Here is a 19,231-nt window from a genome sequence, read left to right as displayed (position 1 = left end):
GATTGTTGCTATGTATTTAGAATTTGCAGTAGAAACAGTGTATTTTCGCATAAAGGCTACTATTTTATGAAGAAAAGATGCCACTTTACTAATACAATGTTGATTTCTTCCGGTATTTATAAGCAACAAAGTTTGCGAAAAGAGCCTTGCTTAAAGTTCACCAAAAATAGTCCTTCATATAGCTACAAAAATTCATAAAAAGTTTTCATGCCTGCTATCTATTTAGTAGGTTTATTTTATTTATAAGAAGGTGATAATGAAAAATTGAAAGGGTGTGATAAGGCTGTACTGGTTTATTGGTATTTTACTGCTATTATTATTACTATTTTTCCTCATTATTTTTACGAGATTAACAATCATTCTTGATTTAATACATATTGGAGATAATGATCATATCAAAATTAAAATCAAAGCGTGGTTCGGTTTATTAAGGTATACGATAAAGATTCCTTTTGTGAAAATCGATGACCAAGCAAATATAATCATAAAACAGGAACAAAAAGTTGGAGATGAAGATACCGCTAATAAGGTTTCAAAAGGTAAAGAAAAGATCACCCCAGAAGAAGAGGTCAAAGCACTACATGACATAAAAGAAATCGTACAGCATGTTGTAGGTTTACATAAAATCGTTCAACGTTTTTTAAGAAAAATCAAAGTGAAACAATTTATCTGGCATTCTCAAATTGGGATAGGTGATGCTGCTCATACAGGATTAATAACAGGTGTTGCTTGGTCAATAAAAGGTGTTGTCATTGGGATTGTAGGAGAATATATGAAGCTTAAAACAACTCCAATCGTAACGATAACACCAGAATTTAATCAAATTTGCTCAAGGACAAAACTTCAATGTATTTTTCAGTTTCGAATCGGGCAAGCTATGTTGGCAGGTATACAATTCCTCAAATACTGGAAAGGTGGACGTCCAGATTTAAAAAGTAAACCTTTTTCCTTTTTTGCTAACTAGTGATTAAGGATTACAGTATTGGTAGGAAATGACCGGTTTTTTAAATTGTTAAAGGAGGCTACATATATGAGTGATCACCCAATTCAAGGTTTAATGAAAACAGCCATGGAGAATCTAAAGCAAATGATTGATGTTAACACAATCGTTGGTGATCCTGTTGAAACACCAGATGGTAGTGTCATCTTAACTGTTTCAAAGGTTGGATTTGGTTTTGCAGCAGGTGGTAGCGAATTTAATTCAACTGGTGCAGAAGAGGGAGATAAATCCCCTAAGCTACCATTTGGTGGAGGTAGTGGTGGAGGAGTTTCTATCACGCCAATAGCGTTTCTTATCGTTTCCTCAAATGGTGTAAAAATGCTTCATTTAGATGAAAATACACATTTATATGAAAAAATTCTTGAGGCTGCACCACAAACGGTGGAGAAAATTCAAAGCCTTTTTAAAAAGAATAAAGGAAGCAATAGCAGCGGTAACAGCAACAGCAAAGAAGACCCAGCTGAAGATGTAGATTTTAAGTCAGGTCAAAAGCAAGATCTAGATATTTAAGTTCTTAAAAGGTTCAGCGTTTCTATTAGAACGTTGAACCTTTTGCATGTTTGTAAAATTTTTAATAGTTAAATTTTATTTAGAAGTACAAAGCGACAAAAAACTAATGGTGTTTGAAAACGGAAAGCTTAATACATAATAATTGATAATTCTGATTAGCTGGGCTATATTTACACTGTACATAATTTTTAATTATAGGGAGGATTTTAGTATGGCTTCAATCACTTTTAAAAATAACCCTGTTACATTACTTGGAAATGAAGTTAGTGTTGGCGATCAAGCACCAGACTTTACTGTTTTAGCAAACGATTTATCTCCTGTAACATTAGCAGATACAAAAGGCAAAGTTCGTATTATCTCTGTTGTTCCATCAATTGATACAGGAGTTTGTGATGCACAAACTCGCCGTTTTAACGAAGATGCTTCAACAATAGAAAATACAGAGGTTTTAACAGTTAGTATGGATTTACCGTTTGCACAAAAAAGATGGTGTGCTTCAAATGGTCTTGAAAATGTGAAAACTTTATCTGATCATCGTGATGCCTCATTTGGAGAATCATATGGTGTCCTTATTCAAGAATTGCGTTTATTAGCACGTGCTGTATTTGTTGTTGATGCAAATGATAAAGTTACATATTTAGAGTATGTTAGTGAAGCAACAAATCATCCAAACTATGAAGCAGCAATCGAAGCTGCTAAAGCTGCAAAATAATATTTTTTGTTAATTGAACTGTGAAAAATTGAATGATAAAAAAACTGTCCTTAGGGCAGTTTTTTTATGTTTTAATTCTTCAGTTTAGTTGTAATTAGTTTACTGAGCTCTTAGTGAGCCTGTTTGTGAGCAGAGATTCAAGAAAATTTTTGTCATAATATGACCTAATTCCACTAATGTTGTTTTCCTTTGACTATACTAAGAACTATGTCTAGAATTAGAAGAGGTAAATGGCTAGGAGGAGTATAAGCATGCAAACACTTTCAAAGATAGAGAATTTATTTACTGTAATAAATGAAACAGCAGAATTAATTTCAAATGAAGCTCAAATCACGTATATAGAAGCAGTAGCTGAAACAGGTGAGAATATTTTCCACAATTCTATTCTTCAAGAAAATCTTAGTGAAGTTACAGAGAAAAGCTTAAAAAGAAAATACGAGACAATTCAAATCGATTCATATGATAAAGAAGAGCTACGTAAAGCTTATCAACTAGCTATCTTGAAAGGATTGAAAGAAGGAGCACATCCTAATCATCAAATGACCCCTGATACAATTGGGTTATTTTTAGGTTATTTGGTTAGTAAGTTTTTGGGGAAACAAAAGAATGTTACTATATTAGATCCAGCAGTGGGAACAGGAAATTTATTAACAGCAATATTAAACTATCTTTCATTAGAGAGTATAGAAAGCTATGGAGTAGATGTTGATGATCTTTTAATTAAGCTTGCTTATATAAATGCAAATCTTCAAGAACATCCAATTAGCTTATTTAATCAAGATAGCTTAGAACGTTTGTTAATCGATCCTGTCGATATGGTTGTTTGTGACCTGCCTGTTGGTTATTATCCGAATGATATGGAAGCTGCCAAATATGAGCTTAAAGCTGATGAAGGGTATTCATATTCACATCATCTTTTTATTGAACAAAGCTTAACTCATACGAAAGATGATGGCTATTTATTTTTTATTGTTCCTAACTCTCTTTTTGAAACAAAGGAAGCTCCAAAGCTAAATAAATATTTAAGAGATACAGCTATTATTCAAGGGTTTATTAAGCTTCCTGTCTCTTTATTTAAAGATGAGAAACATGGGAAAAGTATTCTCATCCTTCAGAAAAAAGGTGAAACAAGTATCGCTCCAAAACAGGCTTTGCTTGCAGAATTACCGAGGTTTTCAAATAAAGAAGCAATGAACTCAATTATGAAAAAAATGGATGATTGGTTTAAAGAAAATAAGTAGGAAAAAGGAGAGCTGATCAGTTTAGCTCTCTTTTTTATTGAACTTCCTTATTAAATGGTTTCTTTTGTAAACTTTGTTACTGTGTCCTATTAATTTGCTGAAAATATCTGTAAACGCATTGTAGAAGCAAAGCCTTATTTTAACCCACTACATTTAGAAAGAATTATTAGAATTATAAGAATTTTACCTGTAACCGATTGCAATTTCATCAAGTTCTTGAAATGTCGAAATGTCAGTGTTTAAATGGAAAAGGCAGATAATAATCAGAAGTTTTTTGCAAAGACTAAGGAAGTAAAGAAGAACACATCTAAAGAGCTAGTTTATTGCTAATAGTTTTGTGTCGATTAATTGTATTACATATATACATTATTAACACCTATAAAGGTGATTTGAAAATAAAAAGGAGCGAAACAAAATGGCTAAGGTTATAGCAATCAATGCAGGTAGTTCATCACTAAAATTTCAACTATTTGAGATGCCTAGTGAAACAGTTTTAACAAAAGGTTTAGTTGAAAGAATAGGTATAAATGATTCAGTGTTTAGCATTTCAGTTAATGGTGAAAAGCAAACAGAAGTAACAGATATTCCTGATCATGCAGTAGCGGTAAAAATTCTCTTATCAAAGCTAACTGATTTAGGAATTATCAAATCACTAGATGAAATTGAAGGTATTGGTCACCGTGTAGTTCATGGAGGAGAGATCTTTAACGACTCTGCTATCATTACTGACGATACATTAAGTAAAATTGAAGAGTTATCTGATCTGGCACCACTTCATAACCCAGCGAACATTGTTGGAATTAAAGCTTTTAAAGAAGTACTACCAAATGTTGATGCAGTAGCAGTATTTGATACAGCTTTCCATCAGACGATGCCTGAGCAATCATTTTTATATAGCTTACCTTATGAATATTATGAGGATTATGGAATTCGTAAATATGGTTTCCATGGTACATCACATAAATATGTTTCTGAAAGAGCAGCAGAAATCCTTGGAAGACCTGTAGAACATCTTCGTCTCATTTCTTGTCATTTAGGAAACGGAGCAAGTATTGCTGCAATTGAAGGCGGAAAATCAATTGATACCTCAATGGGCTTTACACCACTTGCTGGAGTTGCTATGGGGACAAGATCTGGAAATATTGATCCTGCGCTTTTACCTTTTATTATGGAGAAAACAGGAAAAACGGCTGATGAAGTATTAGATATTTTAAATAAAAAGAGTGGAATCCTTGGTATATCAGGGCTTTCTAGTGATCTTCGTGATATCGAACAAGCAACATCAGAAGGAAATGAACGAGCAAAAACAGCTCTTGAAGTATTCGCAAGTCGTATTCATAAATATATTGGATCTTATGCAGCTAGAATGTCAGGTGTTGATGCAATTATCTTCACAGCTGGAATTGGAGAAAATAGTACTGAGATACGTGCACGTGTATTAAACGGATTAGAGTTCATGGGAATATATTGGGATCCTGCTCTAAATAAGGTTCGTGGTGAAGAAGCATATATTAGCTATCCGCATTCACCTGTTAAGGTTTTAGTTATTCCTACCAATGAAGAAGTTATGATTGCAAGAGATGTTGTTCGCCTAGCGAAATAAATATAGATCTCATCTAAAAAGATTATTGAGGTCAATTGCTATGAATAATTAATTGACCTATTAACCGAACAGAAGAAATAATAAACATAAAAAGACAGTCGTGAACCAAACGACTGTCTTTTTTATGTTATGATAAATAAAGGATCCTTTCTGAAGTTTTTATGGATCTATTTACGTGTTAAAACAAAGCTTTCCAAGTAAAAAATGTCATTTAGATCATATAAAGTACTGTTTTCTTTGCAAAGTTACTTCAGCAACAAAATTTAGGAACAGCTTAATAAAGACCACTTATTACGTTAATAAGGAGACATTTCTCATGAATGAATCAGTACGTGAAAAAGCCATATTAGCCGAAATTACTAGTTGGGAAAATGATATGCAAAATGATGTAAGAACAGATTTTCAACGAACATTTAACAGGTGGATAGATAGAAATATCGAGGAAATACCAAAGCGAACGAAAACAATGATATTAAAAAAAATTGATGCTAGTTTTTTTAACTTACATTCGTTTATTCAAAATTCGTTTATACAACAAGATGCTAAGCAACAAATTTTACTATCTGCAAAAGCATTAAATGAGGATATTTTTCAAATTAATGATTTACATAAGCTTTCAATTAGTCAACTACATTACTTAGCAGACCTACAAACCTCAAAGCACAGATTATACTCCTTCCTACAGGGAGGCATTACCGGAACTGGTGGTATTCTTTTAACAGGGGCCGACATTCCTTTACAAACGATACTAAATTTACGTGCAATTCAAATGATTTCAATGTGTTATGGATATGAAATAAATAACCCGTATGAAATGATGACTTCCTTGAAATTGTATCATGCTTCTTTATTGCCAAAGCATTTACAATATAAAGCTTGGATAGAATTAAAGCAGGATATAGAAGAAGAAAGTGTTTCCTACTTTTACGAAGGAAATGAGGATTTAGCAGATCCTAAGAGTATGGAATACATACTTAAGCAGATAGCGAAATTGTCAGTAATATCAATATTCAAACGCAAACTTATTGCTGGAATACCTTTAGTCAGTATGATGATTGGTGCTGGTGCTAATTATCAACAAACTCGACATATTAGTGATTTTGCAAATAGATTTTACCAATATCGATATATAACACAAAAATCAACTTACTTTGATGGAGGGTATTATGAGTAGTATTGAGCATAAACTTGAAGCACCAAATCAGGTTAGATGTAAAGTAATTACGATTAGTGATACTAGAGATGAAGAAACTGATAAAAGTGGTTATCTTATAAAAAGCTATTTAAAAGAACATAATCACTTGGTTGTGGATTATGAGATCGTAAAGGATGAAAAAACGCTCATTCGAAGTTCGATCCTAAAAGGCTGTGAAACAAGAGAAGTTGATGTGGTACTTACCAATGGAGGAACGGGTATAGCAAAAAGAGATGTTACTATTGAAGCAGTTGAATCAATCATCGACAAAGAAATTCCTGGCTTTGGTGAGATTTTTCGTATGCTCAGCTATCGTGATGATATTGGTTCAGCTGCTATTCTTAGCAGGGCTATAGCTGGTGTTGCAATGGATACAGCTATATTTGCCATGCCGGGGTCATCAGGAGCTGTTAAGTTGGCAATGGAAAAGTTGATATTACCTGAAATAGGTCATGTTGTTCGTGAGGTAAAAAAAGATTTATTTCGTTAATCTTGTTAATTTTTAATTATTCATAACAAACAAATGAATGTAAGACAATTTGTGTTTTCCATTCATTTTACTTCTACTTTATACAAGCTCAATAATCCTTGAGCTTGTATTTTTGTTATGTGTGGACTTTATCCTTAGATATTTGCTGATTTGATCTATACCAAATCCATAAATCATTTATAATCGATGCTAATTCAGAAATTTCCTCGGTTAGCTCACAGGACGTTAGGAAATTCTCCTCTTCATTTAATGCCTCTTGTTTAAGATTAATATCTTCTTCAAGTTCTGCAATACGGTCAGGAATATGACCTCGAATATGTTCCCAATCTGCCAAAATACTATTTTGAGTATGTAAGCTATAAGAATTCCAATCTTGATCTAACTTCGGAAGATATATTTTTAATCTAGGGTTATAGGTGAAGTATTCATTCAATTCCCATTCCTCCAAATTTAATTTCACATCTATTGTACCATTAGTCGAAAAAAAAGTTCTATGCACATTTTATTAGTCATTTTAACTGAAACTAAGGGGTGATATTTATTTTTATACAAAAATTATGAGAAAATATACAAAATTTCTATTGACGAAATAGGGAAAGAGTTGGTAAAGTGATACTTACATAGAAAATGTATTTTTATTAGTATATATTAATTTTTATACAACTAAGGAGGAACAAATAGATGAAAAAAGTAGTTTTAGCATATTCCGGGGGTTTAGATACTTCTGTTGCAATTAAATGGTTACAAGAACAAGGGTACTCTGTTGTTGCGTGTTGCTTAGATGTTGGTGAAGGAAAAGATACAGCTTTTGTACAACAAAAAGCACTGCAAGTTGGTGCAGTTGAATCATACATGATTGATGCAAAAGAAGAATATGCAAATGACTTTGCATTACTTGCACTACAAGCACATGCTCTATACGAAGGGAAATATCCTTTAGTTTCAGCACTTTCACGTCCATTAATTGCAAAGAAATTAGTTGAAATTGCAGAAAAAGAAAATGCAGTTGCAATTGCACATGGTTGTACTGGTAAAGGAAATGACCAGGTTCGTTTTGAGGTTTCTATCAAAGCGCTGAACCCAGACTTAGAAGTTCTTGCTCCAGTAAGAGAGTGGGGCTGGTCACGTGAGGAAGAAATTGAATATGCAATTAAGCATGATATTCCAATTCCAATAAACTTAGATAGCCCATATTCAATTGACCAAAATCTATGGGGTAGAAGTAACGAGTGTGGAATTCTTGAAGATCCTTGGGCTGCTCCACCTGAAGGGGCATATGATTTAACAGTGCCTTTAGAAAAAACACCTGATGAAGCGGAAGTAATTGAAATTCATTTTGAGAAGGGTGTTCCTGTTAAAATTAATGACAAAGCATACCCTCTTCATGAATTAATTCTTGAGTTAAATGATATTGCTGGTAAACATGGTGTTGGACGAATTGATCATGTTGAGAATCGTCTTGTAGGAATTAAATCTCGTGAAGTGTATGAGTGTCCAGGTGCTATGACACTTATTAAAGCACATAAAGAGCTCGAAGATTTAACGTTAGTAAAAGAAGTAGCACACTTCAAACCAGTAATTGAACAAAAATTAACTGAGCTTATCTATAATGGACTTTGGTTCTCACCATTAAAAAATGCTTTACATGCATTCTTAGAAGAAACACAAAAGTACGTAACCGGAACAGTACGTGTGAAACTTTTTAAAGGTCATGCAATTGTTGAAGGAAGAAAGTCTGAGTACTCATTATATGATGAGAAACTAGCAACATATACGAAAGATGATGCGTTTGATCATAATGCAGCAATCGGATTTATCGAGCTATGGGGACTTCCTACGAAAGTGAATAGCATGGTGAAAAATAAGAAGGTGGAAGTATGAAAAAACTTTGGGGTGGACGCTTCCAAAAAACCCCTGAACAATGGGTGGATGAGTTCGGCGCATCCATCCATTTTGATAAAGAATTAGTTGAAGAAGATATTACAGGCAGTCTTGCACATGTTGAAATGTTAGGTAACTGTGGCATTATCACAAAAGATGAAGCAAAAGAAATTTCAAATGGGTTAACGACACTGTTAGAAAAAGCAAAGAGAAATGAGCTTAATTTCTCAGTTAACTATGAAGATATACATCTGAATATCGAGAAGCTGCTAATTGATGAGATTGGTCCTGTTGGAGGAAAGTTACATACAGGTAGAAGCAGAAACGATCAAGTAGCTACAGATATGCATTTGTATTTACGTAAACATGTTGAAATGGTTGTTGAACTGATTGAAGGACTTCAAGCATCACTTGTTAGTAAAGCAGAAGCGCATGTAGAGACGATTTTACCCGGGTATACACATTTACAGCGTGCTCAGCCTATTTCGTTTGCACACCACCTAATGGCTTACTTCTGGATGTTAGATCGTGATAAACAAAGATTTGAAGAATCCTTAAAACGTATTAATATATCTCCTTTAGGATCTGCTGCACTTGCAGGAACAACATTTCCAATTGATCGGGAGTTTACTGCAGAAAAACTGGGGTTTGAAGGAATATACGAAAATAGCTTAGATGGTGTTAGTGACAGAGATTTTATTATTGAATTTCTAAGCAATAGTTCACTAGTTATGATGCACCTTTCTCGTTTATGTGAGGAAATTATTTTATGGTGTTCACAAGAGTTTCAGTTTATTGAGCTTGATGACACATATGCAACAGGTAGTAGCATTATGCCACAGAAGAAAAATCCTGATATGGCTGAACTAATTAGAGGGAAAACAGGTCGGGTTTATGGTAACTTAATGTCATTATTAACTATTTTAAAGGGGCTTCCTCTTGCCTATAACAAAGACCTTCAAGAAGATAAAGAAGGTATGTTTGATACTGTTAAAACAATAGAAGGTAGTCTTCAAATTTTCATTGGAATGATTGATACATTAAAAGTAAATAAAGAAAACATGGAAAAAGCAACAAAAGAAGATTTTTCAAATGCAACAGAGCTTGCTGATTATTTATCAACTAAAGGAATGCCATTTAGAGAGGCACATGAAGTTGTCGGTACACTAGTGTATCAATGTATTCAGTCAGGAATATATTTGAAGGATTTACCTTTTGAGGAATATAAAAAATCCTCTAACCTATTTGAGGAAGATTTATATGAAGTAATCAATCCATTCGAGGCAGTAAGAAAGCGTATGAGTGCAGGCGGAACAGGCTTTGAAATGGTTAAAAAGGCAATTCAAAAGGCAAAAATATCGCTAGAAGGATAAACAAGTAAATTAACGGTATAAGCTTCTTATTTTCAGAAACACTATATGGGAACAGTTGAAAATAAGGAGCTGAAAACAGTGCGAGAAAGAAGAGTAACACGACAAACATATTACTATGACCACCTAGGTGAACAGGAAACAATGCAACAATTAACAGATTCCTATTCAAGTGGTGTTGTCGAACAGCAATATGATCCCAATTTTCTTCAAGAGCATTTCCAAGTAAAAAGGGACTAATACAATTTACTTAGCAAAACAGCTGATTGTTATATGATCAGCTGTTTTTTTCTGCTTTGGAAATAATTCTGTTAAAATACATTAATTTTTTATGGTATTCTTAGCTACCTTTTACAAAATGTAACAAGTTTCAAAACAAGATTATTGTAAAATGGTCTTATTACAAGCACAATAGAATTGGAAACAACCAACTTAAGTTCAGTATAGTATATAAAGAGAGAGATGTAGATTGTTAATTATATTTATAAGGACAAGTTAGGGGAGGAAATTTATCGTGCGACATGCCCTTATTACCGCAGGATCTAAAGGGTTAGGAAAAAAAGTAACGGAAGAATTTCTAAAGAATGGTTTTTCTGTGACGGTAAATTATCATAAAGACATCGAAGCAGTTGAAAAGTTAAAACATACATATTCACATATGAAAGATCGGATGCTTTTTGTTCAAGGAGATGTGACTAAAAAAGAAGATTTAACAAAAATAATCGAGTTAACACTGAAACGCTTTGGTCGAATTGATTGCTTAATAAATAATGCCGGACCTTATATTTTCGAAAGAAAAAAGCTAGCTGATTATACAGATGAAGAGTGGTATCAAATGATAGAAGGAAATCTTAGCTCTGTTTTCCATTTATTTAAATTAGTTATACCTGTAATGAGGCAACAGCAATATGGTCGGATCATTACCTATGGTTTTCAAGGTGCTGAATCATCACCAGGATGGCTTCATCGTGCAGCATTTAGTGCGGCAAAGGTAGGACTTGTATCCTTGACAAAATCTATTAGTATCGAGGAAGCTGAAAACGGTATTACCGCTAACATGATATGTCCAGGTAATATAATCGGAGAGATGAAGGAAGCAACAATTGAAAGCTCAAGAACACTAGCTGATAAAAATACACCAATTGGCCGGTCTGGTACTGGTGAGGATATTGCGAGAACGTTAGCATTCATTTGCCAAGAAGATTCAGATATGATAACTGGTTCAATAATTGAAGTAACAGGTGGAGCTAATGTGATACATAGGTACCATATCTAATTTTATGGATCGTAAGTAAATGGACTTTTCTTTATATATCAATTTCAATCGAACTACATAGAGGTGTGTGAAGATTAGCAGAAAATAGTAAAATATGGGAATGGAAAAGCTGAATTTATCTAAATCTTCACTTACCTGTCTCACTGCGTAATCATATGATAAATTACGGTCATACTGATAAGGACGCAAAAGTGAAAGGGTTGATTTATATGAAGATTGGGATTCCGGTAGAAATAAAGAATCATGAAAATCGTGTTGCAATGACTCCTGCGGGTGCTGTTCACCTTATTAAGCATGGACATGAAGTTTATATTGAAAAAAATGCTGGGTTAGGATCCGGTTTCACTGATGATCAGTATATTAATGCAGGGGCGCAAATTGTTGATACGGCTCAGCAAGCATGGTCAATGGACATGGTGATGAAGGTAAAAGAGCCTTTAAAAGAGGAATTTCAATATTTCCGTGAAGGATTGATTTTATTTACTTATCTACACCTTGCACCAGAACCTGAATTAACTCTTGCACTGATCAATCATAAAGTAATAGCTATTGCATATGAAACTGTACAGCTACCAAATGGATCTCTTCCACTTTTAACTCCAATGAGTGAGGTGGCAGGAAGGATGGCATCGCAAATTGGTGCTCAATTTTTAGAAAAAACACGTGGAGGGAAAGGGATTCTATTATCTGGTGTACCAGGTACTCAACGAGGTAAGGTTACAATTATTGGGGGTGGTGTGGCTGGAACCAATGCAGCGAAAATTGCTGTGGGATTAGGTGCAGAAGTCACAATGTTAGATGTGAATCCGGAAAGATTAAGACAGATAGACGATATTTTTGGTCACGATATTTCAACTTTAATGTCGAATCCACTTACAATCTCAGAAGCAGTTCGTAGATCAGATCTTGTTATCGGAGCTGTGCTTATTCCAGGAGCAAGAGCACCTCTTTTAGTAACAGAAGATGATGTTAAATCTATGTCAAAAGGATCCGTTATTGTGGATATTGCCATTGACCAGGGTGGTATTTTTGCAACTACTGATAAAATAACCACACATGATTCTCCAACATATGAAAAACATGGTGTCTTGCATTATGCAGTAGCTAACATGCCTGGAGCTGTTCCACGTACATCAACGATTGCGTTAACAAATGTAACAGTACCATATGCAGTTCAAATTGCTAATAAAGGCTATAAAAAGGCGTGTTTAGAAAATGAAGCTCTTCTAAAAGGAATAAATGCATTAGGTGGATTTGTTGCTTATGAAGCTGTTTCAGAAGCACATGGTCTCTCATACACAGATCCGCGTACATTTTTGTTAGGAATTTAACCATTGTGGTCTGCCAGAAACATATTGTCAGACCTCCTTTTGCTATGTTTAATTGTTATTTAAATATGGTATTTATAAACTTAGAGTGAAATTTTAATCATCATAAAAATGTATAGAAGGTAGGGGAAAATATGCAAACATCTTATCATGGACATGCTGTAGTACAAATTTTTACAGAAAATACAAAGGTAATCATCGATCCATTTATTTCAGGAAATGAGTTAACTGATTTGAAGGTAGATAACATTGAAGCAGATGTCATAATTTTGACTCACGGTCACAACGACCATGTAGGTGATACTGTAGAAATAGCAAAGAAAAATGATTCACTTGTTATCGCACCATATGAATTAGCTATGTACATAGGAAAACATGGAATTAAAGTTCATCCAATGAATATTGGAGGTGCCTATCAGTTTGAATTTGGAACAGTCAAATTAACACAGGCCTTCCATGGTTCAAGTTATGAAGAAAAAGATGGTACTGTTATTTATACAGGGATGCCCTCAGGTGTCTTATTCACATCAGGCGGAAAAACAATCTATCATGCAGGAGATACTTCATTGTTCTCTGATATGAAAATGATTGGAGAGCGAAACACAATTGATTTGGCGTTTTTACCTATCGGTGATAATTTAACTATGGGTCCAGAAGATGCAAAATATGCAGCTGAATGGTTAAAAGCAAAAAAAGTCGTGCCAATTCACTTTAATACATTTGAACTAATCAAACAGGATCCACAAGTATTTATTAATATGTTACCAACAAATATTGGTTTATTATTAGAAGTTGGAGAAAAATATAACCTTTTAGATTCTTAATCTGTATGCATATAACAACTATAACGGATCTGTTTGTTAGTGCGCACAACGTGTATTGTTTCATAATAAAAACCACATAGAAATTGAGTAACCTGTAAAAAAAGCTGTTGATGAATTCAGCAGCTTTTTAAGTATAATCTGTTTTCTCTTAGTTACTTTTGCTTTTAACGCAAACCCCGCAGGAATCAAGTGACTTCTTTCTATTTCACTAAGTTTTTATATACTTATCCTCTAATAGCTAGATTATTGCTGTGGTTTAAATTCAAAATGCTCGTTGAAGATTTTTGTTTGTTCTTCTTACACCCTTCTTATTATCTCAGGAATTCCCCTCATTTTTTAAATATCTATATATGCCCAATTTTTTAATGAGCATGATTTATTAGGGAAATATATTTCGATTTTTTACCCAAATCAGCAGCTGTTCTTTTTGCATTCGCTTCTTTTTTTTATTGTACATGCATAAATTGAATTATAGAAAAGATTTGAAAGGATGATTGCATTTGAAAAATTTATTGTATGCATTGATTGCCTTGATCATGCTTTATTATGGACTTCAGCAAATCACATTATCAGGTAACCAAATGCAAACTGTTTTTGCTATGAGCTGGCTATGTTTAGCGATCTTCGTTATCGGAGGTAATTTTGCGCATTATTTATATCGTCCAAAAAAAGCTGTTAGTGTAAAGCAATCGTACAAGCAATCTCTTCAGAAGAAGAGACAACGTCAAATGATGCGTTGATATAAGTTTCCTTGACCTATATAATAATAGTGGATTCTAGTTACTTAAATAGTCCTATAACATTTAGTTGTTCGTTCATATTTCTAATTATATAACTAATCTATTATAGAACTAAAAAATGAATTCACTATTATAAAGGGTGATGAAGCTTGGCTACAAAGCATGAGCAAATTTTACAATATATTACTTCACTTTCTGTTGGTGAAAAGATCTCTGTACGTCAAATTGCAAAGGAAATTAATGTGAGTGAAGGAACTGCTTACAGAGCAATTAAGGAAGCAGAAAACAAAGGGTATGTTAGTACAATAGAACGTGTTGGCACGATAAGAATTGAAACTAAGAAAAAAGAAAACTTTGAGAAATTAACATTTGCAGAGGTTGTTAATATTGTTGATGGACAGGTTTTAGGTGGAAGAACAGGATTACATAAAACATTAAATAAGTTTGTTATTGGTGCTATGAAGCTAGAGGCAATGATGAGATATACAGGTGCTGGTAATTTATTAATAGTTGGTAACCGTACAAATGCTCATCAATATGCTCTTGAAGCAGGAGCGGCTGTGTTAATTACAGGTGGCTTTGATACAGAAGATCATGTAAAAAAACTTGCGGATGAACTGGAATTACCAGTTATTTCAACAAGCTATGATACATTTACGGTTGGTACGATGATTAATAGAGCTATTTATGATCAGCTTATCAAAAAGGAAATTGTGCAGGTTGAAGATATTTTAACTCCTGTTGATAAAACAATTTGCTTATATACAAGTGATAATATTGCAACTTGGTATCAACATAATTATGAAACTGGACATGGTCGTTTTCCAGTAATTGATCAAAACATGAAGGTACAAGGTATTGTTACTTCAAAGGATATTATGGGCTATGATCATGAAACAATCATTGAAAAGGTTATGACAAAAAGTCCTATCACGGTAATTGGCAAAACCTCTGTTGCTTCAGCTGCACAAATGATGGTATGGGAAGGTATTGAGGTTCTTCCTGTAGTTGATCAACAAAATAGGCTGCAAGGCATGATTAGCCGTCAAGATGTTTTAAAAGCACTTCAGATGATTCAGCGTCAGCCGCAGATTGGTGAAAAAATAGATGATATCGTGACAAATCAATTTGTCACGATCGAAGATGATTCAAAAAGAAGTAGTGTCTTTAGGTGTGAGGTAAGTCCACAAATGACCAACCATCTTGGAACGATTTCGTATGGTGTGTTTACAACTCTAGTTACAGAAGCAGTTAATCGTTATCTGCGAGCTCAAAAAAAAGGCGATATTATTGTTGAAAATATAACCATCTATTTTATAAAGCCTGTCCAAATGGAAACAATGCTTGAAATTCATCCGAAAATATTGGAAGTAGGACGTAAATTCGGAAAGATTGACATTGAAGCATATAGTGATGGAGCGGTAGTTGGAAAAGCTATGATGATGGTTCAATTAATTGAGCGCTAAAAAAGGTGGAAACATATTAAAGCACGAAGAGCCCCCTCAAGTTTACTTGGAGGTTCTTCGTGCTTTAAAAGTTCTTTATTTCTGCTGCCCAGCTTCTTTAATTATTTGTGGTAAAAAGTGTTTATAAGCACGATAACCAGCCCATGCGCTTGCGAGACCTAAAATGATGAAGATCATTCCAATAACAAATGCTAAGGTTGAACGAAACAAAAACATTTGATTAGCTCCAAACGATGCTACAAATATACCTAAAGCAATACTAGATTTAGCAGACATCCATCGTTTTTCCAACTGATTCTTAGATCTATATGCTTTCATTTTATAAAATACATAAAAAGCAATTGAAACAACAATAAAGAAAACAAATACTGGCATAAAACAACCTCCGAGATCGTGTAAGAATTAATTAATATATAAATCAGATCTAAATGTTCCAACTCTATTTTAACATTTCATTAGGGAAAATCTATTTTTTTACGTCCTGTTTCTAAAAGTCTATTGATCATCCTCTAAATAGTTTAAAGTTAATGGTTCGATTGAGCATGGATAGGCCCTTATTGATGAACGGATGTTGAAGGACTTATCCTAATAGTAAATGATAAACAACTTTTTTTTAAAAAAACTGATTGTTCTTTCTTTTTAAATGTCTTTATTTATGCTTTAATAATTGTTATAGAGAGCAAAGGAGAATATGATGAAACAACAAATTATAGATACAATCGTACAGAATTCAACAATAATCATCCATCGTCATGTTAGACCTGATCCTGATGCATATGGATCTCAATGTGGTTTAGCAGAAATCTTAAAAACATCTTTTCCAAATAAGAATATATATGTAGTGGGTGAAACAGAACCTTCATTAGAATTTCTTTATAAAATGGATGTTGTTCCAGATGACGTATACAATGAGGCATTAGTTATTGTATGTGATACTGCAAATCAGGCTCGTGTAAGTGATAAGCGGTACAACACTGGTAAGTCACTAATAAAAATTGATCACCATCCTAATGATGATCAATATGGAGATATTTTATGGGTGGACACAGAAGCAAGTGCTACAAGTGAAATGATTTATGAGTTATATTTAGCTGGAAAAGACCAAGGTCTAGTATTATCTACAAAAGCTGCTGAGTTATTGTATGCAGGCATTGTAGGGGACACAGGACGCTTTCTTTTTCCAAGCACAACAGAAAAGACATTTCAATATGCAAGTGCTTTAATATCTGAGGGAATTAAACCAGCACCACTATATGATGAGCTATATAAAACCAAAAGGAACGTAGCTCAATTAAGTGGATATGTGCTGCAAAACTTTAATTTAACTTCTTATGGCTCAGCACATATGAATATTACAAAAGAGATGTTAGCAAAGTATAATGTAACACCGTCAGAAGCATCTCAGTTAGTAAGCATTCTTGGAAATATTGAAGGTGTAAGAGCCTGGGCATTCTTTGTAGAAGAATCAAGTCAAATACGTGTAAGATTACGCTCAAAAGATATAGTTATTAACCAACTCGCTAAGAAGTATAATGGTGGAGGCCACCCATTAGCTTCAGGTGCATCAGTATATAGCTGGGATGAAGTAGATATGGTATTAAAAGATTTAGATCTCCTCTGTCAGCAGGTCTAATCTTATTATGTAATTGTGGTTCGGAACTTTCTTCCGAACCTTTTGCAAGTGGGGAATTGTAGTAAGCTTTTTTGTGAAACTTTATAATTTAGTTGAAGTTTCTGAAGTAGGAGTATGCTTGCGGTATATGTTGATAACGCTTACCTTTCTTTGTTGGGAATAAACCAAAAACCAAATTCTGTGGCATCTTCATAAACATCGAGCTGAAGCACACGGATTTCTCTTTTTATTAAATCAGCAATTTCAGGTGATTCTTCATATGCGGAAAATCCTCTTTTAATCGTTTCTAGTTTTTCTTGAGCAAGTTTTCGATGATTCAAGATATACATGGTAATCCCTCCAATTTATCATTAATTTTCTTCTGAAAAATCCTTCTGTTAATTCAAAGCCAAGGTATGAACTTCTCCTTGAAAAGAATATTAGAAATAGATTCTCCCTAGTAAGTTTGTAAATGTCTCCTCAGTAGAATTAATTGACTTGTTGTGTAAAGTGGACGAACACATCTACATCTCAAATTGGTGGTAATTGAAGAGTGATGTACCTTTTCGAATTCTACAATAAGGAAATAGTATGATGTAAATGATAAAACAAGGCAGTGAATAAGAAAGTGCAAAACTAAAATGACGGTGATGTTTTGATGTTAAACGAAGGAGAGGAAAAGTAAGAAGTATTTTCCTTGTTTTTCCTATTTCTATTTTATCAAAAAAATCAGAAATTGCGATAGATTTCTTAACATTTACATAAAATTGTTAAATTTAAACTTTATATTCTAAATTATTTTACTAAATTGTTGACTATGTTAAACGTTGAATTGAGATGGACAATATGTTACTCCTGTGGGATAGTGTTTAAAGATAGATCCCACAGGTGCTAAGCTTTCGAGGAGCATTTCTGAGGGGAAAAGTAACCTTTTTTTTACCCCGGGAAAGCGAATGCCTGTGACAGAAATAAGCTGCGAAGTTTAGCAGGTGTGAAAAAACATTCATAGAACATAGGGGATTTGTAAAATAAAACGATGAGGTCAATAAGTCAGTCAGAAAATGAAATTTCAATTTCAATGGAAAGAGTTGTATGTAACATAAATTTAGTCATATTTAGCTTATACTTATTCCCATCTTCAAGTTTTATAGGAAGGTTTTCAATCATTCTCTCAATTAAAAGGTGGTTAGAATTAATACTTTCAATATCTTTTGCGATCACAATATCTGCTAATTCATTTTTGACTTTATCTTCAATATTTTTCACCTTAAATTCTTTCAAGTGATATTTATCACCATTTGTTAAATCAATATTTAGCTCTTGAACTGTAAGCTTCTTTTGTGCTTCTTTATTTAATTTACTATATTCCTGTTGGTAAATTTCTCCTTTCTTTATTAATTCTTTAATTGTTGTGCGCTGTTCTTCAATTTCTGTGCTTTGTTTTTCTTGAACAACACCAAAAATAAATAAAAAAACACCCCAGCTAATAATCGCTCCAATTGCGACACCTGCAAAAAAACGCTGCCATGATGGTTGCTGATAATGTGGTGGAATTCTCATGAAATATGCTCCTGTGTTAACCAAGCAATTAAATGCCATCCAGTTTGTGCGCCACCCATCGCCGATACAATCAATAAAACCTGTTTTATGATATCACGTGTTTCACCTTGGAAAATGCCTCTTTCAAAACTATAAAATGCATCAAAAGTTCCTCCGATTGCAGCAACCAGGGCCCAAATTTTTAACCTGTTAGCAAATTCAAACATTTTTGTTAACGGTGGTTCACCTGCTAAAAAGGCGCCAATTGCACCTATTAAAGTACCACCTAAAATTACTCCTAGTGCTATAAAATAGCTATGAATAAATGCCGGTATAAAAGCTTCTTTGTCCATATTGATCAACCTCCTCTTTCTATATATATGGACGACCTATTTTAAGTATGTTTTGTTTTATTTTTAAACCTCTTATTTGTGCTCTTAAAAA

The 19,231-nt window shown here is 33.6% G+C and carries 21 protein-coding genes; 16 read left to right on the top strand and 5 right to left on the bottom strand.

What is annotated here, in order from left to right; genetic code table 11:
• Positions 1-274 precede the first annotated feature (274 nt).
• The 7 genes from FS935_RS14290 to FS935_RS14260 all read left to right on the top strand — a co-directional run bounded on the left by FS935_RS14290 (position 275) and on the right by FS935_RS14260 (position 6,751).
• Entirely contained in the window at positions 275-964 is a 690-nt protein-coding gene (locus FS935_RS14290) for a DUF2953 domain-containing protein (RefSeq protein ID WP_146949322.1), read from the top strand.
• Positions 965-1,030: 66 nt separating this feature from the next.
• Complete coding sequence (ytfJ, locus tag FS935_RS14285) at positions 1,031-1,510, top strand: GerW family sporulation protein (protein WP_146949321.1); 480 nt, start codon at positions 1,031-1,033, stop codon at positions 1,508-1,510.
• Between the two features lie 211 nt (positions 1,511-1,721).
• A complete protein-coding gene (tpx, locus tag FS935_RS14280; RefSeq protein WP_146949320.1) occupies positions 1,722-2,222 on the top strand; it encodes a thiol peroxidase in 501 nt (166 codons plus the stop codon).
• A gap of 251 nt (positions 2,223-2,473) precedes the next feature.
• The gene (locus FS935_RS14275) at positions 2,474-3,463 is read left to right on the top strand and encodes a class I SAM-dependent methyltransferase (protein WP_146949319.1); all 990 of its coding nucleotides are present in this window, start codon (positions 2,474-2,476) and stop codon (positions 3,461-3,463) included.
• A gap of 415 nt (positions 3,464-3,878) precedes the next feature.
• The gene (locus tag FS935_RS14270) at positions 3,879-5,066 is read left to right on the top strand and encodes an acetate kinase (RefSeq protein ID WP_146949318.1); all 1,188 of its coding nucleotides are present in this window, start codon (positions 3,879-3,881) and stop codon (positions 5,064-5,066) included.
• A 316-nt stretch (positions 5,067-5,382) separates the two neighbouring features.
• The gene (locus FS935_RS14265; RefSeq protein ID WP_146949317.1) at positions 5,383-6,240 is read left to right on the top strand and encodes an EcsC family protein; all 858 of its coding nucleotides are present in this window, start codon (positions 5,383-5,385) and stop codon (positions 6,238-6,240) included.
• Complete coding sequence (locus tag FS935_RS14260; protein WP_146949316.1) at positions 6,233-6,751, top strand: MogA/MoaB family molybdenum cofactor biosynthesis protein; 519 nt, start codon at positions 6,233-6,235, stop codon at positions 6,749-6,751. The genes FS935_RS14265 and FS935_RS14260 overlap by 8 nt, the downstream gene beginning before the upstream one ends.
• Before the next feature lie 115 nt (positions 6,752-6,866).
• Here FS935_RS14260 and FS935_RS14255 read toward each other — a convergent pair whose 3' ends face one another.
• Positions 6,867-7,184: a hypothetical protein gene (locus tag FS935_RS14255; protein ID WP_146949315.1), complete on the bottom strand. Its 318-nt coding sequence runs from the start codon at positions 7,182-7,184 to the stop codon at positions 6,867-6,869.
• Positions 7,185-7,432: 248 nt separating this feature from the next.
• On the opposite strand from FS935_RS14255, the gene FS935_RS14250 reads away from it, so the two are divergent.
• The 8 genes from FS935_RS14250 to FS935_RS14220 all read left to right on the top strand — a co-directional run bounded on the left by FS935_RS14250 (position 7,433) and on the right by FS935_RS14220 (position 15,636).
• Positions 7,433-8,632 carry an argininosuccinate synthase gene (locus tag FS935_RS14250; RefSeq protein WP_146949314.1) on the top strand — a complete coding sequence of 400 codons (1,200 nt, stop codon included), beginning with the start codon at positions 7,433-7,435 and terminating at the stop codon, positions 8,630-8,632.
• A complete protein-coding gene (gene argH / locus FS935_RS14245; protein ID WP_146949313.1) occupies positions 8,629-10,005 on the top strand; it encodes an argininosuccinate lyase in 1,377 nt (458 codons plus the stop codon). Before FS935_RS14250 ends, argH begins: the two co-directional genes overlap by 4 nt.
• A gap of 78 nt (positions 10,006-10,083) precedes the next feature.
• Positions 10,084-10,242, top strand: coding sequence for a hypothetical protein (locus FS935_RS23445; RefSeq protein ID WP_158638614.1), 159 nt, complete (start codon positions 10,084-10,086; stop codon positions 10,240-10,242).
• 274 nt (positions 10,243-10,516) lie between these two features.
• On the top strand, positions 10,517-11,278 hold the full coding sequence (locus FS935_RS14240; protein ID WP_146949312.1) for an SDR family oxidoreductase: 762 nt from the start codon (positions 10,517-10,519) through the stop codon (positions 11,276-11,278).
• A 209-nt stretch (positions 11,279-11,487) separates the two neighbouring features.
• On the top strand, positions 11,488-12,609 hold the full coding sequence (ald, locus tag FS935_RS14235) for an alanine dehydrogenase (protein WP_146949311.1): 1,122 nt from the start codon (positions 11,488-11,490) through the stop codon (positions 12,607-12,609).
• 131 nt (positions 12,610-12,740) lie between these two features.
• Positions 12,741-13,430 carry a metal-dependent hydrolase gene (locus FS935_RS14230; RefSeq protein ID WP_146949310.1) on the top strand — a complete coding sequence of 230 codons (690 nt, stop codon included), beginning with the start codon at positions 12,741-12,743 and terminating at the stop codon, positions 13,428-13,430.
• Positions 13,431-13,930: 500 nt separating this feature from the next.
• On the top strand, positions 13,931-14,170 hold the full coding sequence (locus FS935_RS14225; RefSeq protein WP_146949309.1) for a hypothetical protein: 240 nt from the start codon (positions 13,931-13,933) through the stop codon (positions 14,168-14,170).
• A 149-nt stretch (positions 14,171-14,319) separates the two neighbouring features.
• Entirely contained in the window at positions 14,320-15,636 is a 1,317-nt protein-coding gene (locus FS935_RS14220) for a DRTGG domain-containing protein (RefSeq protein WP_146949308.1), read from the top strand.
• Between the two features lie 75 nt (positions 15,637-15,711).
• On the opposite strand, the gene FS935_RS14215 is transcribed toward FS935_RS14220, so the two are convergent.
• A complete protein-coding gene (locus FS935_RS14215; RefSeq protein WP_146949307.1) occupies positions 15,712-16,011 on the bottom strand; it encodes a YtpI family protein in 300 nt (99 codons plus the stop codon).
• A 319-nt stretch (positions 16,012-16,330) separates the two neighbouring features.
• Here FS935_RS14215 and FS935_RS14210 point away from each other — a divergent pair, with 319 nt between their 5' ends.
• Positions 16,331-17,269 carry a DHH family phosphoesterase gene (locus tag FS935_RS14210; protein WP_146949306.1) on the top strand — a complete coding sequence of 313 codons (939 nt, stop codon included), beginning with the start codon at positions 16,331-16,333 and terminating at the stop codon, positions 17,267-17,269.
• A 140-nt stretch (positions 17,270-17,409) separates the two neighbouring features.
• Here the strand turns inward: FS935_RS14210 and FS935_RS14205 are convergent, their stop codons facing one another.
• From FS935_RS14205 to ytrH, 3 genes are all read right to left on the bottom strand, one after another.
• Positions 17,410-17,598, bottom strand: coding sequence for a YtzJ family protein (locus FS935_RS14205; RefSeq protein ID WP_146949305.1), 189 nt, complete (start codon positions 17,596-17,598; stop codon positions 17,410-17,412).
• A 700-nt stretch (positions 17,599-18,298) separates the two neighbouring features.
• Positions 18,299-18,808, bottom strand: coding sequence for a sporulation membrane protein YtrI (gene ytrI, locus FS935_RS14200; protein WP_146949304.1), 510 nt, complete (start codon positions 18,806-18,808; stop codon positions 18,299-18,301).
• A complete protein-coding gene (ytrH, locus tag FS935_RS14195; RefSeq protein ID WP_146949303.1) occupies positions 18,805-19,140 on the bottom strand; it encodes a sporulation membrane protein YtrH in 336 nt (111 codons plus the stop codon). Before ytrH ends, ytrI begins: the two co-directional genes overlap by 4 nt.
• Between the last annotated feature and the right edge of the window lie 91 nt (positions 19,141-19,231).

This window comes from Metabacillus litoralis (genome assembly GCF_007994985.1).
Classification (GTDB): domain Bacteria; phylum Bacillota; class Bacilli; order Bacillales; family Bacillaceae; genus Metabacillus; species Metabacillus litoralis.
The sequence above is the reverse complement of the archived record's forward strand: the minus strand, read 5'-3'. Positions and strand labels throughout refer to the sequence as shown.